23 protein-coding genes and 1 pseudogene are annotated in these 24,241 nt (G+C 65.2%); 10 read left to right on the forward strand and 14 right to left on the reverse strand.

All coding sequences use genetic code 11. The features are described 5' to 3' along the window. Window positions 1-20: 20 nt before the first annotated feature. Together ACN6KF_RS24190 and leuD are read right to left on the reverse strand one after the other, a co-directional pair. A complete protein-coding gene (locus ACN6KF_RS24190) occupies window positions 21-722 on the reverse strand; it encodes a L,D-transpeptidase (RefSeq protein ID WP_434959299.1) in 702 nt (233 codons plus the stop codon). A gap of 475 nt (window positions 723-1,197) precedes the next feature. Next, window positions 1,198-1,803, reverse strand: a complete 606-nt coding sequence (gene leuD / locus ACN6KF_RS24195; RefSeq protein ID WP_434959300.1) for a 3-isopropylmalate dehydratase small subunit — start codon at window positions 1,801-1,803, stop codon at window positions 1,198-1,200. Between the two features lie 105 nt (window positions 1,804-1,908). Here leuD and ACN6KF_RS24200 point away from each other — a divergent pair, with 105 nt between their 5' ends. The 5 genes from ACN6KF_RS24200 (at window position 1,909) to ACN6KF_RS24220 (ending at window position 6,719) form a co-directional block, all read left to right on the forward strand. After that, window positions 1,909-2,496, forward strand: a complete 588-nt coding sequence (locus ACN6KF_RS24200; protein WP_434959301.1) for a hypothetical protein — start codon at window positions 1,909-1,911, stop codon at window positions 2,494-2,496. A 102-nt stretch (window positions 2,497-2,598) separates the two neighbouring features. Further along, a complete protein-coding gene (locus ACN6KF_RS24205) occupies window positions 2,599-4,134 on the forward strand; it encodes a trimethylamine methyltransferase family protein (protein WP_434959302.1) in 1,536 nt (511 codons plus the stop codon). A gap of 98 nt (window positions 4,135-4,232) precedes the next feature. Continuing rightward, window positions 4,233-4,520, forward strand: a complete 288-nt coding sequence (locus ACN6KF_RS24210) for an aa3-type cytochrome c oxidase subunit IV (protein ID WP_434959303.1) — start codon at window positions 4,233-4,235, stop codon at window positions 4,518-4,520. 366 nt (window positions 4,521-4,886) lie between these two features. Further along, window positions 4,887-5,516, forward strand: coding sequence for a glutathione S-transferase family protein (locus ACN6KF_RS24215; protein WP_434959304.1), 630 nt, complete (start codon window positions 4,887-4,889; stop codon window positions 5,514-5,516). 249 nt (window positions 5,517-5,765) lie between these two features. Then, entirely contained in the window at window positions 5,766-6,719 is a 954-nt protein-coding gene (locus ACN6KF_RS24220; RefSeq protein ID WP_434959305.1) for a glucokinase, read from the forward strand. A gap of 70 nt (window positions 6,720-6,789) precedes the next feature. On the opposite strand, the gene ACN6KF_RS24225 is transcribed toward ACN6KF_RS24220, so the two are convergent. The 3 genes and pseudogenes from ACN6KF_RS24225 to ACN6KF_RS24235 all read right to left on the reverse strand — a co-directional run bounded on the left by ACN6KF_RS24225 (window position 6,790) and on the right by ACN6KF_RS24235 (window position 8,957). Continuing rightward, entirely contained in the window at window positions 6,790-7,392 is a 603-nt protein-coding gene (locus ACN6KF_RS24225) for an MFS transporter (protein ID WP_434959757.1), read from the reverse strand. A 15-nt stretch (window positions 7,393-7,407) separates the two neighbouring features. Next, a pseudogene (locus ACN6KF_RS24230) lies at window positions 7,408-8,088 on the reverse strand (MFS transporter); the annotation flags it as partial. Then, entirely contained in the window at window positions 8,019-8,957 is a 939-nt protein-coding gene (locus ACN6KF_RS24235) for a LysR substrate-binding domain-containing protein (protein WP_434959306.1), read from the reverse strand. The gene ACN6KF_RS24235 and the pseudogene ACN6KF_RS24230, both read right to left, overlap by 70 nt. Before the next feature lie 498 nt (window positions 8,958-9,455). Between ACN6KF_RS24235 and ACN6KF_RS24240 the strand changes: the two genes are divergently transcribed. Continuing rightward, on the forward strand, window positions 9,456-10,346 hold the full coding sequence (locus ACN6KF_RS24240; RefSeq protein ID WP_434959307.1) for a DMT family transporter: 891 nt from the start codon (window positions 9,456-9,458) through the stop codon (window positions 10,344-10,346). Window positions 10,347-10,358: 12 nt separating this feature from the next. Next, window positions 10,359-10,739, forward strand: coding sequence for a hypothetical protein (locus ACN6KF_RS24245; RefSeq protein ID WP_434959308.1), 381 nt, complete (start codon window positions 10,359-10,361; stop codon window positions 10,737-10,739). Between the two features lie 5 nt (window positions 10,740-10,744). Here ACN6KF_RS24245 and ACN6KF_RS24250 read toward each other — a convergent pair whose 3' ends face one another. Then, window positions 10,745-11,578 (reverse strand): hypothetical protein, encoded by an 834-nt coding sequence (locus tag ACN6KF_RS24250; RefSeq protein ID WP_434959309.1) that lies wholly within the window; start codon window positions 11,576-11,578, stop codon window positions 10,745-10,747. A gap of 86 nt (window positions 11,579-11,664) precedes the next feature. Continuing rightward, the gene (locus tag ACN6KF_RS24255) at window positions 11,665-11,988 is read right to left on the reverse strand and encodes an MmcQ/YjbR family DNA-binding protein (RefSeq protein ID WP_434959310.1); all 324 of its coding nucleotides are present in this window, start codon (window positions 11,986-11,988) and stop codon (window positions 11,665-11,667) included. A gap of 107 nt (window positions 11,989-12,095) precedes the next feature. On the opposite strand from ACN6KF_RS24255, the gene ACN6KF_RS24260 reads away from it, so the two are divergent. Next, window positions 12,096-12,509 (forward strand): hypothetical protein, encoded by a 414-nt coding sequence (locus tag ACN6KF_RS24260; protein WP_434959311.1) that lies wholly within the window; start codon window positions 12,096-12,098, stop codon window positions 12,507-12,509. A gap of 11 nt (window positions 12,510-12,520) precedes the next feature. On the opposite strand, the gene ACN6KF_RS24265 is transcribed toward ACN6KF_RS24260, so the two are convergent. From ACN6KF_RS24265 to ACN6KF_RS24275, 3 genes are all read right to left on the reverse strand, one after another. Continuing rightward, window positions 12,521-13,630: a mandelate racemase/muconate lactonizing enzyme family protein gene (locus tag ACN6KF_RS24265; RefSeq protein ID WP_434959312.1), complete on the reverse strand. Its 1,110-nt coding sequence runs from the start codon at window positions 13,628-13,630 to the stop codon at window positions 12,521-12,523. Between the two features lie 19 nt (window positions 13,631-13,649). Beyond that, complete coding sequence (locus ACN6KF_RS24270) at window positions 13,650-15,149, reverse strand: aldehyde dehydrogenase (protein ID WP_434959313.1); 1,500 nt, start codon at window positions 15,147-15,149, stop codon at window positions 13,650-13,652. Between the two features lie 104 nt (window positions 15,150-15,253). Further along, entirely contained in the window at window positions 15,254-16,414 is a 1,161-nt protein-coding gene (locus ACN6KF_RS24275) for an iron-containing alcohol dehydrogenase (protein WP_434959314.1), read from the reverse strand. Window positions 16,415-16,815: 401 nt separating this feature from the next. Here ACN6KF_RS24275 and ACN6KF_RS24280 point away from each other — a divergent pair, with 401 nt between their 5' ends. Beyond that, window positions 16,816-18,369, forward strand: a complete 1,554-nt coding sequence (locus ACN6KF_RS24280; RefSeq protein ID WP_434959315.1) for a trimethylamine methyltransferase family protein — start codon at window positions 16,816-16,818, stop codon at window positions 18,367-18,369. Between the two features lie 151 nt (window positions 18,370-18,520). Then, a complete protein-coding gene (locus ACN6KF_RS24285) occupies window positions 18,521-20,947 on the forward strand; it encodes a GcvT family protein (RefSeq protein ID WP_434959316.1) in 2,427 nt (808 codons plus the stop codon). Window positions 20,948-21,011: 64 nt separating this feature from the next. Here ACN6KF_RS24285 and ACN6KF_RS24290 read toward each other — a convergent pair whose 3' ends face one another. The 4 genes from ACN6KF_RS24290 to ACN6KF_RS24305 are packed head-to-tail and all read right to left on the reverse strand — an operon-like array spanning window position 21,012 to window position 24,132. After that, entirely contained in the window at window positions 21,012-21,701 is a 690-nt protein-coding gene (locus ACN6KF_RS24290; RefSeq protein ID WP_434959317.1) for a hypothetical protein, read from the reverse strand. A 14-nt stretch (window positions 21,702-21,715) separates the two neighbouring features. Further along, window positions 21,716-22,411, reverse strand: a complete 696-nt coding sequence (locus ACN6KF_RS24295) for a hypothetical protein (RefSeq protein ID WP_434959318.1) — start codon at window positions 22,409-22,411, stop codon at window positions 21,716-21,718. A gap of 51 nt (window positions 22,412-22,462) precedes the next feature. Then, a complete protein-coding gene (locus ACN6KF_RS24300; protein WP_434959319.1) occupies window positions 22,463-22,993 on the reverse strand; it encodes a hypothetical protein in 531 nt (176 codons plus the stop codon). Next, on the reverse strand, window positions 22,990-24,132 hold the full coding sequence (locus ACN6KF_RS24305) for an MGDG synthase family glycosyltransferase (protein ID WP_434959320.1): 1,143 nt from the start codon (window positions 24,130-24,132) through the stop codon (window positions 22,990-22,992). The genes ACN6KF_RS24300 and ACN6KF_RS24305 overlap by 4 nt, the downstream gene beginning before the upstream one ends. Window positions 24,133-24,241: the final 109 nt, after the last annotated feature.

Below are 24,241 nucleotides of genomic sequence, written 5' to 3' on the forward strand. Positions count from 1 at the left end.
CCGTTCGCAAGGCGCCAATATTACATCGCCGCTTCCTGGTCGTCGGCATATCCATCGCCGCCGCTGCCGAGCACCACCACGCGGGAGCCGACGGGGGTGTTGTTGTAGAGGTGGATGATGTCCTGGTTGAGCAGGCGGATGCAGCCCGACGACATCGACTTGCCGATCGAGGAGGGGTCGATGGTGCCGTGCAGGCGGTAGAGCGTGTCGCGATCGCCCTGGAACAGATACAAAGCCCGTGCGCCCAAGGGATTTCCCGGTCCGCCAGGCATACCGCCAGCCCATTTGGCCGCTTCGCTGTCGCGCTTCACCATGTCGGAGGGCGGCGTCCAGCGCGGCCATACCGCCTTGCGCTTGATCGTCGCGCGGCCGTTCCAGGCGAAGCCCTCGCGGCCGACGCCCACGCCATAGCGCGTAGCGTTGCCGCCTTCATGCACGTGGTAGAGATAGTGATTGGCCGGGTCGACGACCACGGTACCCGGCGCCTCGCCGGTCGGGTCCGAGACTTCCCGGCGCAGGAAGGCTGAATCGATCCGCCGCAGATCGATCGCCGGGACCGGATTGCCGTTGTCCTCGAAGCCCGCATAGATTTCGCCATAGTCATAATCGCTGCCGCCCCAGCCATCGAAGATCGAGTCGGCTGACAGGCGCTTCGAAGAGGCGCAGCCGGCGAGAAGGAGCGGTGCGCCGAGCATGAACAGGCGGCGGGACAATTGGGGCATCACGGACCTTCCAAACCGGGAATCAGAATGAGCATGCGAATCGCGCGCCTACTACAAGCTGATCATCGTTAATTCTTCATTATTCGGCACAGTAAGGCTGGCGCAAATCATGCTCCAGCGGTCATTTCCCAACGTCACCCCTGGTAATGCGCAAGAGTTGGCGATATCGAAGCAAGTCTCAGGCGTGCTTTGCAACCAGGCATGGCAAGTGCATGAAGGTGCGCAGCCGCCCGGTTGCCGGCGGCTGAAATGCAGCCCTCATTCTCGCCCTGAGCCCCCGAGCAAAGCCTACGGCGTTGTGAAGGCCCGCAAGCGGCCGACCTTCAGACATCTTGCGCTTTCAAGAGAAAGCCCGGCAGTCCCTCCCGGTTTCGAGAAGAGATTGCCGGGCCTCGTTCGGTGTCGTCCTTTCCCAATTGAACAGCGCCGCCGCGGGGGGCGCGAAGGGGCGGAGACAGGCTTCAGAGCCGCGAGGTCAGATCCAGGGGCGCGACGCCGCCGTCTTCTGCTCGAAGGTGGCGATCGAGGGGGTCTTCTCCATGGTCTCGCCGATGTCGTCGAGGCCCTTGAGCAGCTTGTTCTTGCGGGCCGGGTCGATGTCGAACTTGACGCTGCCGCCATCCGGGCCGTGGATTTCCTGGGCTTCGAGATCCACCGTCAGCGTGGCATTGGCGCCGCGCCGGGCATCGTCGAACAATTTTTCGAGATCGGACTCGGAGACGACGATCGGCAGGATGCCGTTATTGAAGCAGTTGTTGTAGAAAATGTCGGCGAAGGAGGTGGAGATCACACAGCGTATGCCGAAATCGAGCAGCGCCCAGGGGGCATGCTCACGCGAGGAACCACAGCCGAAATTGTCGCCGGCGACTAGGATCTTGGCCTGGCGATAGGCGGGCTTGTTCAACACGAAATCCGGATTTTCGCTGCCGTCATCGTTGAAGCGCATCTCGGAAAACAGTCCCGCGCCGAGGCCCGTGCGCTTGATGGTCTTGAGATATTGCTTGGGGATGATCATGTCCGTGTCTACGTTCATGATTTCCAGCGGCGCAGCGACGCCCGTGAGCGTGACGAACTTGTCCATTGTGTTCAAACCGTGTGAGATAAGGCCCTGTTGCCCGGTCTTTTATGGCTAGACGGCGCAAGTGACAAGCAAATTGGGTGACAGTGAATTGGACCGGAAGGAACCATGTCTGGCTTGTTGACGCTGAGCGAGGCGGCGCGACGCGCGACGGTGAAGGCTTTGGCGCCCGCCGAGCCGATCGTCTACGTCACTGCGCCGGATCCGCGCGAGGCCGCGCGCAACGCTTTGCCGACCCTCGGCGCCGGCGTCCTTCTCGCGGTTCTCAGCCTGCCGATCGCCTGGGCCTGCCTCGTGGCCGTCTGGCAGGCTGTCCACAGTGGCGGCTCGCTGATCCTGCCGGCCCTGTTCAGCCTCCTCGCCGTGCCGGCCTTCCTGTTCGGGCTTTACCTCACCTGCGCGCCCTGGGCCGCCTACCGGCGCGCCAAGGATCGGGTGGTGCTGATCACGGATCGGCGCCTGGTGCTGATCTCCATCCGCAGCGGCATCGAGGAAGTCCTTTCCGGCAGAGCCATTCTGGGCGTCGAGCGCAAGAGCATCGAACGTGGCTTCGGCACGCTGGAAATCCGCCATGAGGCGAAGGGCGACGAGGCCGAAACGACCTTGACCGGGCTCGACAATGTCATGGCGGCGGAACTCGCCATCCGGCGGCTTTCGCTTGATCATTCCGTCACCATCATCTCCCCCGTGCACTGAACGGCCAGAAACTGTCGCCTGCAGAACAGGGAATGTCCGGTTTCAGTCTTTGAGACATTTTCGTCCAGCTAGCATCACTCTGTCCAACTCAGGAGTGGCACGATGAGGGCGGAAGTAGCGGCCGAGACGAGGCGGTCCCGTTCGGGACGGCGCGGGGTGCGCAGCGGGCCGGCGGCACCCGCCTATATCACGCGCCGGATTCCGCCCTATGAGATCCTGTCGGAGGAAGCCCTCGTCCGTATCGAGGAGCACGCCGACCGCATCCTCGAGGAGATCGGCTTCGAGATCCGCGGCGACCAGGAAGCCGTCGACCTCTTCCGCCTGGCCGGTGCCGACACCGATGGCTGGCGCATCCGCCCGCCGCGCGGCCTGATCCGTTCGATCATCCAGGCGAGCTGCCCGGCGAGTTTCGTCCAGCACGCCCGCAATCCCGAGCGTTCGGTGGTGATCGGTGGGCCCAATACGGTGTTCTCGCCGGCCTATGGCTCGCCCTTCGTTTCCGATGCCGATCGCGGCCGGCGCTACGGCACGCTGGAGGATTTTGGCAATTTCGTGCGGCTGGCCTATCTGACGCCCTGGCTGCACCATTCCGGCGGCACGGTGTGCGAGCCGGTCGACGTGCCCGTCAACAAGCGGCATTTCGACATGGTGCTGGCGCATATGACCCTGTCGGACAAGGCGTTCATGGGGTCGGTGACCACGGCGCCGCGAGCCGCCGATTCCATCGAGATGTGCCGGGTGCTGTTCGGGGCCGAGTTCGTCGACGCCAATTGCGTCATCCTCGGCAACGTCAACACCAATTCACCTTTGGTGCTGGACGGCGAGGCATCCCGCGTCATCCGCACCTATGCCAGGGCCAATCAGGCGGCCGTGTGCGTGCCCTTCATCCTCGGGGGAGCCATGGGGCCGGTGACCACGGCGGGGGCGCTGGCGCAGTGCTTTGCCGAGGCCATGATGTGCGTGGCGCTCACCCAGCTCGAACGGCCGGGAGCGCCGGCCATCCTCGGCAATTTCCTGTCCTCGATGTCGCTGAAATCCGGCGCTCCCACTTTCGGCACCCCGGAGCCGGCGCTCGGCTATCTCGGCATCGGCGCGCTGGCGCGCCGGCTCGGCGTGCCACTGCGCTGCGGCGGCAATCTGTGCGCCTCCAAGATCCCCGACGCCCAGGCCGCTTATGAGAGCGCCAATTCGATGTGGCCGGCCTTTCTGGCCGGTGCCCATTTCATCCTGCATGCGGCCGGCTGGGCCGAAGGCGCCCTGGCGATGTCCTATGAGAAATTCGTGATCGACGCGGACCAACTCGGTGCCTTCCACACTTTTGCGCAAGGCATGCCGGTCGACGACAACGCCTTCGCCCTCGACGGCTTTCACGAGGTCGGGCCGGGCAAGCATTTCCTCGGCAGCGCCCATACCATGCGCAACTATGAAACCGCCTTCTACGACTTCCCGCTCTCGGACAACAATTCCTTCGAGCAATGGAGCGAGGAGGGGAGCCAAGACATCGTCCAGCGTGCCAACCGCAAATGGAAGGCGATGCTGGAAACCTATGAGCCGCCACCGCTCGATGCGGGCAAGCGCGAGGCTCTGGAGGCCTTCGTGGCCGAGCGCAAGGCCGCCATGCCCGATGCCTGGTATTGACGCAGGCTCCGCCGTCTGCTGGGGCCTGCCACCAAAGCGCCGCATTGCATAAAGCGGCTCTTCGGGTTAAAGGCCCTTGTCCAATTCTGGGGATGAAAATGGCCGAAGCACATCACGACACGATGACCTCGCACGACTTTTCCGATCACAAGAACACCTATGAGGGGTTCCTGCGTTTTTCCGCGATCGGAATGGCCTGGACTCTGGGCATCGTGGTTGCGCTGGCCATCGGTGGCACCAGCGGACGCTGGGGCATCTGCTCGATCATCGCGATCTTGTCGACCATCGCCACCGTGTTCGGCATGGCGGTGAAGAGCTGGAGCTGGAAGCCTGGCGCCCTTGTGCTGATCCTGGGACTCCTCATTCTGCTGCTTCTCTCCCACTGAGGTGGCTGCTGCCGAAGGGCGGGGACGTCCCGACCTTCGGTGCCGGCATTGCGATATCGGGATGCCCCTCCCGCCTTGCCTCTCGATGAATGACCGTGGTCCGCAAGGTGCGGGCCTTCTGGCTTGCCTGCAGCCAGGTACGAGCCGGGGCGCGAGCCCGGCACTTTCCGTGTAAGAGGCACTATAGGGGCTATGCCTTCGCCATCGGCGGCCATTACGCTGGCAAGACCGATATGGCCTTCCCGATCCATCCCGCTGTCCTAAGCAGTCCATGGCGTCTCGTCCGCATTGATCATCCGGCTCGCAATGAGGCGGAATCCGGCCTAACAATAAAACGGCAATGGTAATGCTCGGGAGGAACATGCGATGCGGCAGTGGCGGCACTATTGGTGTCCCGGCACCGGCTCCCTCGTCGTCGACGTTGCCTTTGCCTGGGCGGGAATCACGCCCGAGCGCATCCTGATCGATACCGACAAGGGCGAGCAGCAGGCGCCCGACTTCCTCGCCGTCAATCCCGCTGCGCAGGTCCCCGTGGTGATCCTGCCCAGCGGCACCGTGCTGACGGAGACGGCGGCGATCCTGCTCACCATCGATGAGGCTTCCGCCGGGGCCGGTCTGCTGCCGGCCGCCGGCAGTACGGCGCGAGCCGTTTCGCTGCGCTGGCTGATGTTCCTGGCGACCAATGCCTATCCGGCCGCCTTGCGAACCTATTACGCCGATCGCTTCACCGCCGATGCCAGCGAGGCGGCGCGGGCGGCGGTCGCCGAAGCGGCCAGGCAGGATTCCGACCGCATCTTCACCCTGCTTGCCAATGAGATCGCCGGGCCCTTCCTGCTGGGTGACGATGTCACCATCGTCGATGTCTATGCCGCCATGATCGCCGGCTGGCACGAGCAGGCGCGCGCCTTGCCGGCTTTCCGGGCGCTGTACAAGGCCCTGATGGTCCATCCGGTGATAGGGCCAGCCTGGCGGCAGCACGAAGGACGGCCGGATTGATCCGTGTTCGGTTCTTCAAAGGGCTTTGACGCGGGGAAGGCAGGCGCTACATCTTGGTGCGGGCAGGCTTGAAAATCTCATCCGCAACTGTCAGCCTCACCGATAACAATCAACGGCGTTTTGCGATTTGACGGAATCGTCGAGAATCGCAGAGACGCTTTAGCCAGTCCGTTGGATTGGCTGGAAACAAGAAGTTAGAGCAAACAAGCGTTCAGCCGTGAACGCGCTGCTCGGGGAGACGAGATTCTCATGACGAACCTGACCTTGCTGGGCGATATCGGCGGCACCAACAGCCGGTTTGCCCTCGTCGTTCAGGGCCGCACCGATTATCGCAGCGAGCGGCATTACGAGAACAAGCAATTTCCCACCTTCCGGGATGCGATCGAAGCCTACATCGCCGATGTCGGCGAGCGGCCCAATGCCGGGGTCGTCGCCATTGCCGGGCCGGTGGCAGGCGAGATGGTCGGGCCGACCAACCGGCAGAGCTGGCTGTTCAATCCGCCGACCCTGGCGGCGGAACTGCGCTTTGCGCGTCTCGACGTGATCAATGACTTCGAGGCCGTCGCCCATGCCTTGCCGCATTTGGCGCAGGCCGACACCACGGTGATCGGCAATGTCACCACCAGCGCGGCCGGCGGCAATATGGCGGTGCTCGGGCCCGGTACCGGGTTGGGCGTCGGTGCCCTGGTGCGTGGTGGCTCGCGCTGGATCGCGGTGCCTTCCGAGGGTGGGCATGCCGAGATCGGCGCGCCGGCTGGGGACTGGGGCAAGGCGCATGAGCTCATCCGCAGCAGGATCGGCCGCGTCTCGGGCGAGCATGTGCTGTCGGGGCCGGGACTGCAGCGCATCGACGCCGCGCTCGCGGCCCTTGCAGGCCATCCCGCCGAGCGCAGTGCCGCCGAGATCGGCACGGCGGCGGTGGCGGCCAGCGATCCGGTGGCGGTGGAGGCCACGCATCTGTTCTTCGACTATCTCGCCCGCTTTTCCGGCGACGTCGGCCTGATGTTCGCGGCCAAGGGCGGCGTCTTCCTCTATGGCGGCGTGGTGCAGAAGCTCTCGCCGCTGATGGATGAGGACGCCTTCCGCGCTGCCTTCGAGGCCAAGAGCCCGCTGGAGAAGTTCCTGCGCGAGATCCCGATCCGGCTGATCACCCATCCAACGCCGGGCTTGATCGGCTGCGCGGCAGTGGCGGCGCATTGGTAGGGATGGCAAAGTGGGGGCGCGACAAGCCGTCTCCCGCGAGGGGAGAAGAAGATCCTTGTGAGATGGCTGATCAGATCGTGGTCGTGCCAGCCTTGTCGGGACCGGGGCTCCTCAGCACCCGCAGCAGGATGAACACCGCCATGGCGGCGTGAATGCCGGCATTGTGGAGGTAGAGGCCGGGATCGCCGAGCCATTGCATGATATAATAGGCGGTGATCGGACCGAGCACGGCGCCGATGCAATAGAGGAACAGCAGGGCAGCGGCGACGCCGACGGCATTGTCGCGGCCGGTGATGTCGTTGGTATAGGCCGAGCTCGCATAATATTGCGTCGAGATGATGCCGCCCAGCACGAAGCCGGTGATCACGAAGGGCCAGCCGACCAGGAGCTTGCCGGACCAGTAGATGCCGATCTCGACCAGAGCTGTGACGAGGGTGAGGCCGATCAGCACCTTGCGCCGGTCGAAGGCGTCGGAGAGCCGGCCGACCGGAAATTGGAAGGCGGCCGAGCCCAAGGTGATGGCCGAGATCAGCGTGCCGGTCTGTACGCCGTCCATGCCGAGCTTGGTGGCGTAGACAGGCGTCAGCGACCAGAACGGGCCGTTGGCAAAGCCGATCAGCGTGGCGCAGACGAAGCCGACCGGCGTGGTGCGCAGCAGCCAGAGGAGACGCATGCCGGGACGACGGCCGTCCCTGGGTGGCGGGCCGTCCTCGATCAGCAGCAAGGGCGCCAGGCAGACGATCACCACCGCCGCAGCGATACCGAAAATGGTGAAGGCGGCCGGATCGCCCAGCCGCATGAACTGGTTGCCGATGGCCCAGCCGCCATATTGGGTGATCGAGTAGAGGCCGAGCAGGCGCCCGCGGATGCGGTTCTCCGCCCTGCCCTGCAGATAGCTTTCCACGATGGCGTAGATGCCGGCCAGGAAGAAGCCGCGCAGGAAGCCGATGATCACCCAGGCGTGCGGCTCGACCAGGGTGCCGGCGACCAGGATCATCGCCGCGCCGCAGATCGAGGACAGGCCGAAGGCCTTGATATGGCCGAAGCGCTGGACGAGGCGCGGGGTCAGGAAGGCGCCGGCGAGCATGCCGCCGAAATAGGCCGAGCCCATCAGGCTGATGGCCAGCGCCGGAAAATGCTCGAGCTCGGCGCGCACCGGCAAAAGCGTGGTGAGAACGCCATTGCCGGCCAGCACGCCGGCGACGGCGACCAGCAGGGCGGCGATGGAAGCGTAGGAGGAACGCAAGGCAGCGAACTCGTGGCAGGAGAGCGGGTGGAAGGGGGTGTGGAGAAGGCAGCTCAGACGGCCGGCGCCGTGCTTTCCTGAAGGAAGGGCGGTCGCGAAAAACGTCGGATCAGCCAGGAACGGAACAAAGCGATCTCCGGGCGGTCGAGGTCGTCGGGGTGGATGGAGAGGTAATAGCCATAGCCATCATCGACATGGATGTCGTAGGGGCGTACCAGGCGGCCGGCCCGGATCTCGTCCTCGAACAGCACGGGATCGACCAGCGCCAGGCCTTCGCCCGATAGCGCATATTGCACCGCGAGCTGGGCGGTATCGAAGACGAGGCCGCGATCAAGCGATCCCGGTGCGACATGGGCGGCCCTGGCGAAATTCTGCCACAGGAAGGCTGGAGGACGGCTGTCGAGCTTGACGTGGAGGAGATCGTTGGCGGCCAGGAAGCCGGCGATGTCGGTGCTATCGGCTCGCGCGGCGACGTCGGGATGGCACAGGATGGTCAGCTTCACCATCCAGAGGAGGTCGAGTACCTGCGGCGCTACCCGCGGCGGCGTGTAGATCACGGCGACGTCGGCCTCCCGCTCGGCATTGCCAGGCACGGGGCGGGAATCGATGTCGAGCCGGAGATCCGGGAATTCGGCCCGGAAATGGCGCAGGATCGGCACGGCGAGGCGCTGGGCGAAGGTCGTCGGCAGCAGCACCCTGAGAGAGCGCTGCGGCTCGCCCCGCTCGCGCATGATCTCCTCCAGCGTGGTGTCGATGCGCTCGAAGGCCTTTTCGACGACAGGCAGGAGGCGCTTGCCGGCCTCGGTCAGGGCCGGCTGCGACGGCTTGCGATCGAACAGGGGCACGCCGAGGAAATCTTCCAGGCCGATGACATGGCGGCTGACGGCGCTTTGGGAGACCAGCAGGCTTTGGGCTGCGCCGGTGAAACTCCCCTGCCGCCCCACCGCCTCGAAGGCCCGCAAAGCGTTCAGCGGCAGCCAGCGCCTGTCCATGATGTCGAACCCCGTTGATCGCGGCGATCGGGAGAAAATCGCATCCTCTTACATCATCCGGTTTGGCCAAACTCAATGTTCCCTGCGCGACCTGGACGAGGGGCATGATGACGCATGGAGGTTAGGGGCGCCAAAGGAAGGGGGCAGTCTGTCGGTCTCGACGTTTCGGCTCGCGAGCGATGCCGGCGGGAGGGCTCCGAGCCACTTATACCAACCTTCATGAATCGTGACCGGTGCGTGTGGATAGAACGCTGTCATTCCCGGCGCCGCCGAAGGAGGCGGGAAGGGAATCCAGGGCCGGGGTCTACGCTCGCTAGCCCCTGGATCCCCTTCCCCTCGCTGCGCTCGGCCGGGGATGATGGGTCATGTATTCTGCGGATTGGTATTAGGGAGAAGGCTAGTCGCGACATCTGAGCACAGGGCTCTCGCTCGCGTCGGGCCGGGGACGATGGTATAGCCAGTCCATCAGCTCCGTTTTGCTGCCTCGCGTACCCCTTCATGCCTCCCCTTTCTCCCCCCGATTCACGCCCTTTGACCGGCATCGCGCTGGCCTCGGTCGGCTATTGCCTGTTCGCCATCCAGGATGCCGCCGTCAAATGGCTGGTGGCGAGCTATGAGGTGCCGCAGATCCTGTTCCTGCGCTCGGTCGTCATCCTGGTCGTGGGCATGGCGATCGCCTGGCGCCAGGGCCAGCCGCCGATCTGGCAGAGCCGCAACAAATGGGCGCTGACCTCGCGCGGCCTGCTTTTGCTGGTGGCCTGGCTCAGCTTCTACAACGCTTCGCGCTATCTGGGCCTCGCCGATCTCACCACCATGTATTTCGGCGCGCCGGTGATGGCGGTGGTGCTCTCCATCCTGATCCTGAAGGAGAAGGTCAGCGTCGCGCGCTGGCTTGCCGTGCTTGCCGGCTTCCTCGGCGTGATCGTGGCGGCCGATCCCTCGGGCCGGCCCGACTTCCTGCCGGCGGCGATGGTGCTGTTCGCCGCCTTCTGCTGGGCCTGGGGCACCGTGCTGATCCGCCTGATCAACCGCTCCGAAAGCACCGCCAACCAGATGATCGCCACATCCGGCCTGTTCGTGCTGGTGTGCGGGGCGGCGCTGCCCTTCATCTGGAAGACGCCGGATGCCATGGGGTGGGGCTTGATGCTCGGCCTCGGCCTGGTGTCGGGCGTCGCCCAGTACCTGCTCTATGAGGGCTATCGCTACGCTCCGGCCTCGGCCCTGGCGCCGGTGGAATATACCGGTCTGGTCTGGGCCTTCATCTATGGCTACCTCCTGTGGCAGGATGTTCCCAAGCCCCACGTCTTCGCGGGTGCTGCCCTGATCGTCGTCGCCAGCCTCGGCCTGGTCTGGTGGGAGGCACGGGCGGCGCGGCTGCGGACGGCCTGAGCGGAGCCTGCCATGGCCAATATCTGCCCCCATTGCGGGGAAGCGCCCTGCCTGTCCGTCCTGCGCAAGCTGACGCTGGGGCCGACGGGCTCGGCGCGCTGCCTTGCCTGCGACTGCAAGGTCGGTGTCGCCTTCGGCCCCGCCGTAGTCTCGATGGCGGCGATCTGGCTCCTGTTGCTCGCGCTGGCGTTCCTCATCCTGCTCCGGCTGGCCCTGGCGAGCATTGATCCTGATGCCGCGCCGATTGGCGCCATGCTGGCCGTGGCAGGCCTTCTGGCCATCGCCCTGGCGGTGCATTGGTTCGGCGTGCCCCTGCGTATCGACGAACTCTCCGATGTGCAGACGGTGGCGGAGGGGCGGGCACGCGTGGCGGCGCGAGCCGGGGCCCGCTGAGGGCCTTATTCAAAGACCTTGCCGGCATCCTCGGCCGAAATACCGTCCTTGAGGCGGACCATCTGCTGATAGGCCGCCATGACCAGCAAGCTGAGCATCAACAGGAACAGGTCGTAGGCAAGCCAGATCGCGATTGCCACGGTGGTGCTGCTGGAGAGGCCCAGCGTGGCGCCAAGAGGGGGCGCGATTATCCGCATGATCATGAAGGCGATGACCAGCCCCAGAAGCAGCAACATGATGATGGCGGCGATCCGCCAGCGCTGCCCTGCGGTAAGGGAGAAACTGCGACGGATGGCTTTGAACGGGCCGCCGCGTTCCAGCACGGCCGCCGGCAGCGTGGCGAAGAGCAGGGCGGAGACGGTGATCAGAAGGACCAAGGTCGCGAGGCTGAGGCCGAGCAGGAGGATACGGCTGGCGAAATAGCGCGACAGGCTCTCCATGAGGGTGACCCAACCATAAAGGATGAAGCCGAGCGCGGCGAAACACAGGACGACGGCAAGCAGAACCGGCACGAAGCGCCGCAGCAGGGAACCCCAGGCGCTGCTGGTCCTTGTGGTGCGCCCCTCATCCATCACCAGCACCATGCCCATGCTGGCAAACAGGAACAGAGCACCGGCTGCAACCGGCAGGCCGTAGGCACCGGCCGGATGGATGGCGAGAACATAGTAAGAGGGCGCATTGGGAGACACAGACGCCGCCAGGAAGAATTCTCGCAGGAACAAGCCGATCGACACGCCCACAGTCTGTAGAACATTGAGCAATATCAGCCAGATGAAACGTTGCCGGAACAGGACCCAAGCTCGGGCGTAGACAGCCCCGATTGCAATATGCTCGGTCATTCCAACCCTTTTTCTGCTTCCGTTTCCGATTCTCTCCCACGGGACCGGAATCGAAACAAGGCACGCCGAGGCGGCATGGAATGAACTCATCGCTTTTTCTTCGCCGCTGCACCGTGCCTCCACGCCATCGCGAGCGCGTCCTGCAATTCCGCTTCGCTCGCGGCTGAGAGGGTGAGCGTGGTCCAGCCCTGCCGGCCCCAGGCATTGGTAACAGGGCGGAAAACATCAGGGGCAAGCAGGCATTTGAATTCCTGCTCTTCCGGCGTGAAGCGCAGATTGGCGCTCAGGCCGTCGGGGGCGAGGGTGGCGTAGATGCGCACGGCCTTGAAGGCGGTGCGCTCGAAATGCGGCGCCTCGCTGGTGCCCGCGAGCGACAGGGCGATCCGCCTGAAATCACCGGCATCGGCCATGATGCGTTTTCCCCGCTATTTCGAAGGCGAGCTTACCTCTTCGCAACCGTGAGTGACATCGTCTTGCCAAGGCCCGTGGCTCTGGCTAGGCAAAGGGGATGAAGACCATGCTCCGTCTCGTCCTCACTTTCCTGTTCGTCGCCGCGACGGTTCCGGCGCTTGCCGCCACGCTGCCGGCCAAGCGCCATCTCGCCTGGGTCGGTACCGGCGTGCAGAGCGAGCGCGGCGCGCCGCCGAGCCGCTGGCGCATCCATCTCGTCTTCGACATCAACGGCAACGCCCGCATCGACTATCCCAGCCTGCATTGCGGCGGGGTACTGATCCGGCGCAGCCAGCACGGCGCCATCGTGCGTTACCGCGAGCATATCCGCTACGGCCGCGGCACCTGCGTCGACGGCGGCATGGTGACGGCCTGGCGGCGAGGCAACCGGCTGTTCTGGCGCTGGAGCGGGGTGAACACCCGCTTTCCCGGTATCAGGGCGCGCGCCACGCTCGTGCTGTCGCGGCATCGGGGACGATAGGAGCGAAAACCTCAGCCGATCCGCGTCTTCGCCAGCATCTTCTCGTCCAGTGCGTAGCCCATGCCGGGCGTTTCGCTCAGCGTGATCATGCCCTCGCCGTCGACCGCCAGGGGCTCGGTCATCATGAAGTCGCGGCGCGGCAGGCTCCATTCCGGCGGGTCGTAGGGAAATTCGATGAAGGGCGCGTCGGCGAGGCCCGCGGTCAGGTGGCAGTTGGCGGCGACGCCCATGCCATTGGTCCAGGTATGCGGCGTGAAGGTGAGATTGTTCTCCTGCGCCATCGCAGCGACGCGGCGCAGGCCGGTGATGCCCCCGACCAAGGCGGCGTCGGGCTGCAGCACGTCCAGGCAGCCATCGCGGATGAGGTCGCGAAACTCGTAGAGCTCGCGCGTCATCTCGCCGCCGGCGATGCGGATGTCGACCATTTCGCGCAGGCGCCGCATGCCTTCCCGGTCGGAGCGGTGCAGTGGCTCCTCCATCCAGTAGACGCCGAGCCGTTCGAGTTCGCGGGCGACAGGGATCGCCTCCTTGAGCGTCCACGGCGCATAGGCGTCCCAGGACATGCGCCAGCCCTGGTTGCAGTCGACCATCAGGTCGAGCCGGTTGCCGATACGGGCCCGCACCGCCTCCAACGCCTTGATGTCGGCCCGCCAGTCGCCGCGATGGAAGCGGATCTTCAGTGCCTTGAAGCCCTGGCCGAGATAGGCCTCGGCCGCGTCGGCGAGTTCCTCGGGCTTGCGCAGCGTGCCCGAGGAGGCATAGGCGGCCACCTTGTTCGAAAGGCCGCCGAGCAGCTTCCACACCGGCTGGCCGGTGATCTTGCCGGCGAGGTCCCACAATGCCAGGTCCAGCGGCCAGCAACGGCCGTAATGGAACTGGATGTTGGAGAGGATGCGGTAATGGCGTTCGATCGCCATCGGATCTTGGCCGATGAAGAAGCGCTCATGGCCCTCGAAGCCGGTCATGGTGTCGCCGGAGCCATAGCCGGTGAGGCCCTCATCGGTGGTCACCCGCACGATGGTAGCGTCGAAGGCGGTGCGCGGCTTCGAATCCCAGCTCGCATGGAAGGGCGGGTCGAGGGGCAGGCGGTGATGGGTAATCTCGATGCTGGTGATTTTCATGGGATGACCGCGCTCCAAATCAGTACGCTGTCCACACTGTCTTGAAATCCATGTACTTCTCGATGGCGTGGGGGGAGCGGTCGCGGCCGAAGCCCGATTGCCGGAAGCCGCCGAAAGGCGTGGCGAGCGAAGAGCGGTCGAAGCAGTTCACCCACACCGTGCCGGCGCGAATGCCCGAGGTGAAGCGGTGCGCGGCGTTCATATTGCCGGTCCACACCGCGGCAGCGAGGCCGTAGATGGAATCATTGGCCATGCGCAGCGCTTCGCTCTCGTCGGTGAAGGTGCTGACGACCACGACCGGGCCGAAGATTTCTTCGCGAGCCACGCGGTGCTGCGGCTCGACACCGTCGAGGATGGTGGCCTCGACATAGTAGCCGCCGCTCCCTGCCATCGCCTGGCTGCCGCCATGGGCCACCGTCGCGCCTTCGCGTGTGCCGATGTCGATATAGCTGAGCACGCGCTCCATATGGCCCTTTTCGACCAGGGCGCCCATCTGGGCTGTTGGATCGAGCGGATGGCCGAGTGGGATCTGGCTCTTGGCGACCTCACCGATCTTCCGGACCAGTTCGTCCTTGATCGAGGCATGGGCGATCACGCGCGAGCCGGCGTGGCAAGTCTCGCCCTGATTATAGAAGATGCCCCAGGCGATGCCGGAAGCGGCGGCGTCGAGATCGGCGTCACCAAGCACGACATGCGGGCTCTTGCCGCCGCATTCCAGCGCCACGCGCTTCATGTTGCTCTCGCCGGCATAGCGCAGCATCAGCTTGCCCACTTCGGTAGAGCCGGTGAAGGAGATCATGTCGACGTCAGGATGCAGTGCCAGGGGCTTGCCGGCTTTCTCGCCGAAACCGGGCACAACGTTGAGCACGCCGTCCGGCAGGCCGGCCTGTCGGGCGAGTTCGCCCAGACGCAGCGCCGAGAGTGGCGACTGCTCCGCCGGCTTCAGCACCACGCAGTTGCCGGCGACCAAGGCAGGGCCGATCTTCCAGGCGGTGATGATCAGCGGGTAGTTCCAGGGCACGATGGCGCCGATCACCCCGAGCGGTTCGCGCCTGACAATGGCGAGATCGTTGGGTCCGGTTGGCGCAACCTCGTCGAAGCTCTTGTCGGCGAACTCGGCGTAATACTGGATGCAGTCGGCGCAGAAGGGCACGTCGACGGCGAGCGAGTTGCCAATGACCTTGCCGACGTCGAGGGTTTCAAGCAAAGCCAGATGCTCGAGATCGGCCCGGATCAGCTCGGCGAAGCGTAGCAGGATGCGTTTCTTCTCGGCTGGCGGCTTCAGGCGCCAGCGCCCATCCTCGAAGGCGGCGCGGGCTGATGTCACGGCCGCCTCGATGTCCTCTGCGCCGCAATCGGCGACCTCGGCAATCGTCCGGCCGTCGATGGGTGAGGTCTTCGTGAATGTCTTGCCGGAAAGAGCGGGAACGTAGCGGCCGCCGATGAAGGCGCGGCCTTCCGGCTTGAGGGCTGCGGCCTTGGCTTCCCAGTCGGAGCGGGTGAGGGGGGTGGTGAGCATGGGGGCCTTCCTGGGACCGCCGGCTTTAAGCCGGCTTTTGAAAACGAAGGGCGTGTCGATAGGAAGAGCGGACGGGACGTCCGCCTCTTGGAGGCACTGCGCTCCTAGGCCTGCGTCAGCACGCGTTCGGCGAAGCGGATCAGGTCGGCCTCCTCGATCGTGCGACGGTTGGACGTGCGCATCGCGGCATTTTCGGGCCGGGCCATCTGCTCGGCGAGGCGCGTCGAGGTGATGCCGGCGAATTCGTCGGCAAGCGAGACCTTGATACCGATGGCGCGCACCAGCTTCTCGAAGGCGGCGGGCAAGGCGGCTGATGATGCGAGCCCCATCGCCCGCGCGGCGGCGGCGAAGCGCCCGTCATCGCCTTCGATGTTCCAATCGAGCGTGGCGATCATGCCGAGCGCCACCGAGCGGCCATGCTGGACCGGGCGGAGCGAGCCCAGCGCATGGCCGATATTATGGGCGACGGCGGTGCCGCAATTGTCGATGGCGATGCCCCCCAGCGCCGCGGCGCGCTGCAGCCCCTCGCGGGCGGCGAGGTCGCTGCCCTTGCCGACGGCATCGGGCAGGTTGGCGACGGCGAGGCGGATGGCCTCATGTGCATAGACGTTGTTGGCCGGCGTGGCGTTGCCGTTGGTGGTGGCCTCCAGCGCGTGGACGAGGGCGTCGATGCCGGTCCAGGCCGTCAGCACAGGCGGCAAAGAGAGCGTGGTTTCCGGATCGAGGATCACCTCGTCGGGCTTGAGCTCCTCGCCCCAGAGCCAGACCTTGGCCTTGTCCGAGCGGGTGAGGATGGCGGTGCGGGTGCATTCGGAGCCCGTGCCGGAGGTAGTGGGGATGACCAATGAGACCAGGCGCTTGCGTGGAAAGGGGCGCTTGCACAATTCGTAGTCCTGCGCGGAGCGTCGGGCCGTGGCGGCCGTGGTCGCGACGGCGGCTACCACCTTGCCGAGGTCGAGAGCGGAGCCTCCGCCGAGCGAGATCACAGCCTTGGCCTTGGTGCGCCGTGCCTGGGCGGCTGCGGCATCGGCCGAGGCAATGGTGGGATCGCCACCGAATTCGGTGAAGACGGAGACGCCGAGCCCGGCCTTGCGCAGCGACGCCTCGACATCGTCGATCAGGCCGGTCGCCTTCAGGCCGGGATCGGCGACCAGCAGCACCTGCGCCCCCTTGCCGAGCCTGGCGGATGCAAGCTCACCGGCGAGTTCCCGGGCCCCCGGCCCTCCGGTGATGCGTGGCAGATGGGAAAGCTGGTAGCGGGACATGGGGAACTCTGTTTCGGTGTGCCGGTCTTCAGACCGGCATGGGAGGCCGGAAGATGCCGGTCCCGCTCCATCGATTTCGATGGAGCTGAGCAGACCGGCACACCAACTCTATCTCCGCTCCCTGCGCGCCGTGTGCGCCTTTATTCGATGGCCCGATCCAAAAAAACGATAGCGCCGTTTCGCCGTGGCGGCAGGTCCAGGTGCGCGCTAGGCTCTCTTCGAATTCGTGAATCGAAGAGTGCTGTCATCCCCGGCGAGGCCGCAGGCCTCGGGAAGGGGATCCAGGAGCCCAAAATGCCTCGTGGCCCCTGGATCCCCTTCCACTCGCCCATAAAGGGCTCGGCCGGGGATGACAGGCCCGTGCTCTTCGGACAGGGGAATGGCACGCCATGGAAACTCCGATGGAACTTTCGCTCGAAACCTCGGAGCGGCCGCGCCGCCGTGGCCGCGAGGAGCGCCAGCGTGCCGGTGGTGCGGCCCCGGCTCGCAAGCCCCAGCCCCGGCGCCCGTTTCCGGCGGTGAAGGCCGTCTCGGACGACCAGCTCGAGGCCATCCATCTCGCCGCGCTGCAGATCCTGGAAGAGATCGGCCTCGACGTGCTGCATGCCGAGGCCAAGGCCATTCTCAAGGCCGAAGGCGCCGAGGTTGATCCGGGTTCCGACAGGGTGCGCTTTCCCCGCGGTCTGGTGGAGGCCAAGATTGGCCTCGCACCTGAAAGCTTCACGCTGCATGCGCGCAATCCGGCCCGCAACGTTGTGCTCGGCGGCGATCATCTCGCCTTCTGCTCGGTGGCGAGCGCCCCCAATGTGGCCGACCGCGAGGGCGGCCGCCGGCCTGGCAATCGCAAGGACTACCAGAACCTCATCCGGCTTGGGCAAACGCTCGACACCATCCATCTGTGGGGCGGCTATCCGGTCGAGCCGGCCGACATCCATGCCTCCGTGCGCCATCTCGATGCGCTCTCGGACATGCTGACCCTGTCGGACAAGCCGATCCACGCTTATTCGCTGGGCCGCGAGCGCAATCTCGACGCCATCGAGATGGCGCGCATCGCCCGCGGCATCGACCAGGAGACGCTGGAGCGCGAACCCTCGCTCTTCACCATCATCAACTCCTCCTCGCCGTTGCGCCTGGATACGCCAATGATGGAGGGCGTGATCCAGATGGCGCGCCGCAACCAGGTTACTGTGCTGACGCCCTTCACCCTGGCGGGCGCCATGGCGCCGGTGACGATCGCCGGCGCCGTGGCCCAGCAGAATGCCGAGGCGCTGGCCGGGCTGGTGCTGGCCCAGTCGGTGCGGCCGGGCTCGCCCTTCGCCTATGGCGGCTTCACTTCCAATGTTGACATGAAGACCGGCGCGCCCGCCTTCGGTACGCCCGAGCAGATGAAGGCGGCGCTGGTGGGCGGCCAGCTCGCCCGCCGCTACGGCCTGCCCTACCGTTCCTCTAACACCTGCGCGGCCAACACCATTGACGTACAGGCCGCCTATGAAAGCGTGTTCTCGCTGTGGGGCGCGGTGATGGGCGGGGTCAACCTGCTGATGCATGGCGCCGGCTGGATGGAAGGTGGCCTGCATGCGAGCTTCGAGAAGATGGTTGTTGATGCCGACCTTCTCGACATGATCACGCATTTCCTGATGCCCTTCCAGGTCGATGACGACGAACTGGCGCTGGAGGCGATCCGCGAGGTCGGGCCCGGCGGCCATTTCTTCGGCTGCGCCCACACCCAGGCACGCTATCGCAATGCCTTCTTCGCTCCGATGATCTCCGACTGGCGCAATTACGAGACCTGGCAGGAGGCGGGATCGCCCACCGGCTATGACCGCGCCAACCGGATCTACAAGGAACGCCTCGCTGCCTATGAGGAACCGCCGATGGATCCGACCATCCGCGAGGAACTCGCGGCCTTCGTGGCGAAGCGCAAGGAAGAGGGCGGCGCGCCCACGGATTTTTGAAACGTTACTCCCCTCTCCCGAGTCGGTATCGGCCATTCCACTTGGAATGGCCTGGGGGCTGGGGGTGAGGGGATAGGCGTTGGTCCCAACCCTCACCCCTGGCCCCTTTCCCAACCTGGGAGATGGGAATCCCACACCAAGGAACTCCCCCATGAAATCCCACACCCGTGTCCTCGTCATCGGCGGTGGCGTCGTCGGTTGCTCGGTGCTCTACCATCTCGCCAAGGCCGGCTGGACGGACATCACCTTGATCGAGCGCGCGGAGCTGACGGCGGGTTCGACCTGGCACGCCGCGGGGGGCTTCCACACGCTTAACGGCGATCCCAATGTCGCCAAGCTGCAGCAATATACCGTGGAGCTCTACCGGGAGATCGAGGAACTGTCCGGCCAGTCCTGCGGCCTGCATCTCACCGGTGGCGTCATGCTGGCCGGCACCAAGGAACGCATGGACTGGCTGAAGATGGCCCATGCCAAGGGCCGGTATCTGGGCATGCACACCGAGATCATCTCGGCCGCCGAAGCCAAGAAGCTGATGCCGCTGATCGACGAAAAGCAGTTCGCCGGTGCGATGTACGATCCACTGGAGGGCCATCTCGACCCCTACGGCACCACCCACGCCTATGCGAAATCGGCGAAGATCCTCGGCGCCGAGATCGTGCTGCGCAACCGCGTCGTCGACATGGCCCAGCGCGAGGACGGCAGCTGGGACGTCGTCACCGAGCAGGGTAATATCCACGCCGAGCATGTGGTGAACTGCGGCGGGCTGTGGGCGCGCGAATGCGGCCGCATGGTCGGCCTCGAGCTGCCCGTGCTCGCCATGGAGCATATGTACTTCCTCACCGAGGACATGCCAGAGGTCGCCGAGATCAACGCCTCCACCGGCAAGGAGGTGATCACCGCGCTCGATTTCGAGGGCGAGATCTATATGCGCCAGGAGCGCGGCGGCATGCTGCTCGGCACCTATGAGCAGGCTTGCGTGCCCTGGTCGGAGAAGACCACGCCCTGGGATTTCGGCCAGAACCTGCTCGAACCCGATCTCGACCGCATCGCCCCGTCGCTGGAAGTCGGCTTCCGTCACTTCCCGGCCTTCGAGAATGCCGGCATCCGCCGCGTCATCAACGGACCCTTCACCTTCGCGCCGGATGGCAACCCGCTGGTCGGCCCGATCAGGGGCCTGCGCAATTACTGGGTGGCCTGCGGCGTCATGGCCGGCTTCTCCCAGGGTGGCGGCGTCGGCCTCGCCTTGTCCAACTGGATGGTGCATGGCGATCCCGGCTTCGACGTCTGGGGCATGGATGTCGCCCGCTATGGCGACTGGACCACGCTCTCCCACACCAACGCCAAGGTGCGCGAGAACTACGCCCGCCGCTTCCGGATACGCTTCCCCAACGAGGAACTGCTGGCGGCTCGTCCCTTTCGCACCACGCCTGTCTATGACCGGTTGGAGAGCCACAACGCCGTGTTCGGCGACATGAACGGCCTGGAACACGCGCTCTGGTTCGCGCCCTCCAAGGAAGAGGCCAAGGACGATTTCTCCTTCCGCCGCGCCAATGACTTCCCGCATGTCGCCGCCGAGAGTGCCGCGGTGCGCGAGGGCGTCGGCCTGCTCGAGATCTCGAACTTCGCCAAATACGAGATCTCAGGCAAGGGGGCGGAAGCCTGGCTCGATACCATCCTGCCCAACCGCCTGCCGGCGAGGGGGCGCATGGTGCTCACGCCCATGCTGAACGAAAACGGCATGCTGATCGGCGATTTCACGTTGGCTCGCGAGGCCGACGACCGCTTCATGATCTTCGGCTCGGGGCTTGCCGAGCAATATCACATGCGCTGGTTCCAGGCCCGCCTGCCCGAGGCCGGCGTCAATTTGCGCGCCCATGGCCTCGACCTCGTCGGCTTGCAGATCGCCGGCCCGAAGTCGCGCGAACTCCTCGCCCGCCTCGTTGACGCCGATCTCTCGAAGGAGGCCTTCCCGTTCATGGCGGTCGGCCGCTTCAATGTCGGCATCCTGCCCGCCCTGATCGGGCGCGTCACCTATACGGGCGATCTCGGCTATGAAATCTGGGTCAAGCCCGAGCACCAGCGCGCGCTGTTCGATCTGCTGATGAAGGAAGGCGCCGGTCTTGGCATCAGGCTGTTCGGCGGGCGCGCCCTCAACTCGCTGCGCCTGGAAAAGAGCTTCGGCTCCTGGTCGCGCGAATACCGGCCTGTATATACGCCCTGGGAGGCTGGGCTCGAGCGCTTCGTCTCGACCCAGAAGAACGATTATATCGGACGCGATGCATTGCTGCGCGCCCGCGATGAAGGCCCCAGGCGCCGCCTCGCCACCTTCGTGGTCGACGCCCTTGATGCCGACGTCATCGGCGACGAGCCGATCTGGCTCGATGGCAAGGTGGTGGGCTGGGTCACCTCGGGCGGCTATGCCCATCACGCCAAGGCCTCGGTGGCGCTCGGCTATGTCGAGGCGGCGGCCTTCGACGCCTCGGCGCCCTATGAGATCGAGATCATCGGTGACCGCCGCCCGGCCAGGGTGGCGCCCGAGCCGCTGTTCGATCCCAAGGGGCTGAGGATGCGGGGGTAGGCAAATCTGGTGCGCGGACATCTCAGCGACATGCATTCATGTTGCTGAGATGTCCGCGCTCCAATCACTGCCGCGAATAAAGCCCCGTGAAGCGCACGTTCTCGCCGCCGCAGGCATCGTTGTCGATCACCGCGATATAGGGCCCGAGCTGGACCATGCGGGCCGCGCAACGCTTGGGGCCCGCATTGGCCTCCTCATAGCCCATCTGCTGGCCGCCATAATAGCCGAAGGCGAAGTCCTGCTCGTTGGCGTCGCCCTCGACCTCGAATTCGCCTGTGTTGACATAGGAACCGGCATCGTAGGTGGCGTTGCCGCGCACGAACATGCGGCCGTTGCCGGTCGTCTTGATGGTGATGACCGAGCGCCCGTCATAGGTGCTCCAGCGGCCGTCCCAGCGCGGCTGGACCTGGACCCGCGAGAGGGATGACAAGGGCAGCCAGCTCGCAATGTCCGTGCCCTTGCGGTCGACATAGTTGGCGCAGGCGAAATCGCCCTCGATCTCGTTCACCACCACCTTGTCGCCCTCGACCAGGAAGGAACGCTGCCGGCAGGCCGGCGAGAGGGACGGGCAGCTTTCACGCTGGCTGGTTGGTCCCTTGATGAAGAAGGTGCGTCCGCTCTCGGCAACCTCGTAGAGGCCGATGGCGGAAAGGTCGTTCTGGAAGTTGAAGCCGCGGCAGACGCCGTTGGCGGCGAAGGCGGAACCGGTGGCGGCGGCGAGCAGCACTACGGCGGCCAGACTGGAACGGAACATGTCTCTTTCTCTGATCATTGCCTGAAATAAAGGCCGGTGAAGGTGACGTTCAACCCGCCGCAGGCATTGTTGTCGACCACCGCGATATAGGGGCCGAGCTGGGCCATGCGCACGGTGCAGGTGCCGTCGCCGCTGCGGGCATCTTCGATGCGCCCTTGTTTTTCGCCGTCATAGGCGAAGGTGAGCGTCGACTCCCGCGCCTCGCCGAAGACGTTGAATTCGCCGGTATTGACGCTCTGGCCGTTGTTATAGGAGGCCGAGCCGTTCACCGAGATGTCACCGCCCTTGATTTCCTTGATATCGAGGATGGCGTTGCCTTCGGCGTTGCGCCAATTGCCTTTCCAATCGGGCTGGACATTGCTCTTGCGCAGGGCCGAGAGGGGCAGCCACAGCGCCACGTCCGAACCCTTACGGTTGAGATAGCTCGCGCAGGCAAAGCCGCCGGAAGTGCGGTTCACCACCACGCGGTCGCCGGTGATCAGGAAGCTGCGGGCTTGGCATTCGGCCGAGGTCGAGGGGCAATCCTCGCCGTCCGAAGAGGCGCTCTTGACGAAATAGGTCCGGCCCGGCGCGGTGACTTCGTAGAGATCGACGCCGAGCGGATCGTCCTCGATATTGAAGCCGCGGCAGATGCCGGCGTCTCGGGCAAGGGCGGGCGAGGCGGCAAGTAAAACGCAAAGCAATGCAAAGGACAGTGAGCGGCGAATCATCGTGCAACCCTGAAGGAACATCGTCCTTGGAGCCGATTTTCGCGGTTTCGTCTATGCCTTCGGAAACAGGCGTTCCCAGCCCCGATAAGACCAGATAAGCAGTACGATGCCCGCAGTCGACATCGTCCAGTAGTCCACCGGCGCCACCCAGAACCAGTGGATGTGCCAGGGCACGAATTCGGGGCTGAAGCGGGCGAGGCCAAAGGCGGGGTTCAGGACGAACCACAGGAAGTCCTCGCTCAGCCAGAAGATCATGATGCAGGCGATCACGCGCGCTTCCAGCCGCCAGGACCAGGCCCAGGCGAACACCAGAGGAAAATGGAAGAAGATCGCCATGAACGGGAACACCCAGGCGTGATAGCCGGTCATGGGCCGGCCGCCCCAGAAGATGTCGAGCAGCCAGTGATGCTCGATGCGCCAGGTCGGCAGGCTGGTAGCCCAACCATGACCGCCTTCGATCTGGATCTCGACATTGGCGAAGAAGAAGGCGAGCACGAGCACCAGGACGACGAGCGCCAGCGGTTGGGCGAGGCCGCCGCGCCGCGCTACGGCCGGGGCGTGCGGAAGGTCGAGGCCGGTCACGCCAGAGCCTCCAGCACGATGCGCATGGCGTCCCGCCCGGCCTCGGGGCGGCCGAGGGTGCCGGCCTGGCGGCGCATGGTTTCCAGGCGCCCCGGCTCGGCCTTCAGCAGGGCGACATGGTACTCGAGTCCGATCTCGTCGATGGCCTTCATGGCCGCGCCGTTCTCCATGAGATAATCGGCGTTGCGCTCCTCCTGCCCTGGGATGGGGGAACTGAGCAGCATCGGCACGCCCATCGCCAGGCATTCGGAGGTGGACAGGCCCCCGGGCTTGGTGATGACGAGATCCGCCGCCGCCATCAGGCGTGGCACCTCATTGGTGAAGCCGAGCGGAAAGAGCCGGCCGGGCTGGCTCGCGGCCAGGGCCTCGAGTTCCTCCAGCGTCTTCTTGTTCTTGCCGGCCAGCACCACGAGCTGGAGCTCGGGATCGGCGGCGATGAGGCGCTTGGCCACCGGCCCGACGCCGAGGCCGGCACCGCCGCCCATCAACAGATAGGTGCGCTTGGCGGGATCGAGCCCGAAGGCGGCGGCACAGGCGGCGCGGTCATGATTCTGCGCGAAGGCCGGCATGATCGGAATGCCGGTAACGTGGATATGGTCTGCCTCGATGCCATGGGCACGCAGCCGGAACGCGACCTCCTCATTGCCGGCGAAGAAGCCGGACATGCGCGGGATCACCCACATGCGGTGGAGGTCGAAATCGGTGATCTGCACGAAGACCGGCACGTCGAGCCGCCCCTTGCCGATCTCGCGCATCAGGAGTTCGGCCGGCAGGAAATGGGTGCAGACGATGGCGTCGGGCGCGAAATCGTCGATGGCGCTGCGCAGCGGCCGGGTCGAGAGGCGTTCCACCGCCCGCCGCAATTTCTGGGAGACCGCGTCGGGCTGGGCTTCCGAACTCGCCTGGTAGAGCATGCCCCACAGGGCCGGATGCTTGGTGACGAGCTTGATGTAATAATCGGTGTAGATCTTGCGGAAGGTCGACGGCACATAGTCCATCACGTCCAGATGCATCGCCTTGGCATCGGGCGCCAGCAAGAGCGTGGCTTCCTTCAGCGCTTCGGCTGCCCGCATATGGCCGGCTCCAGCGGAGACGCTGAGGAAGAGGATGCGGCGTGCGCCGGAGCAAAGCGCGTTCATGACCGAAGACCCTATTATTCTAGCTCATCACTTCAACGCGTCTTTGCGATTCTTGCCGATTACGTCAAATCGTAAAACGCTTTGGCCGAGGCGGTCGGTTCCCTTCGCA

The organism is Labrys methylaminiphilus subsp. lupini (assembly GCF_051161885.1).
In the GTDB taxonomy this organism is placed as follows: Bacteria; Pseudomonadota; Alphaproteobacteria; order Rhizobiales; family Labraceae; genus Labrys.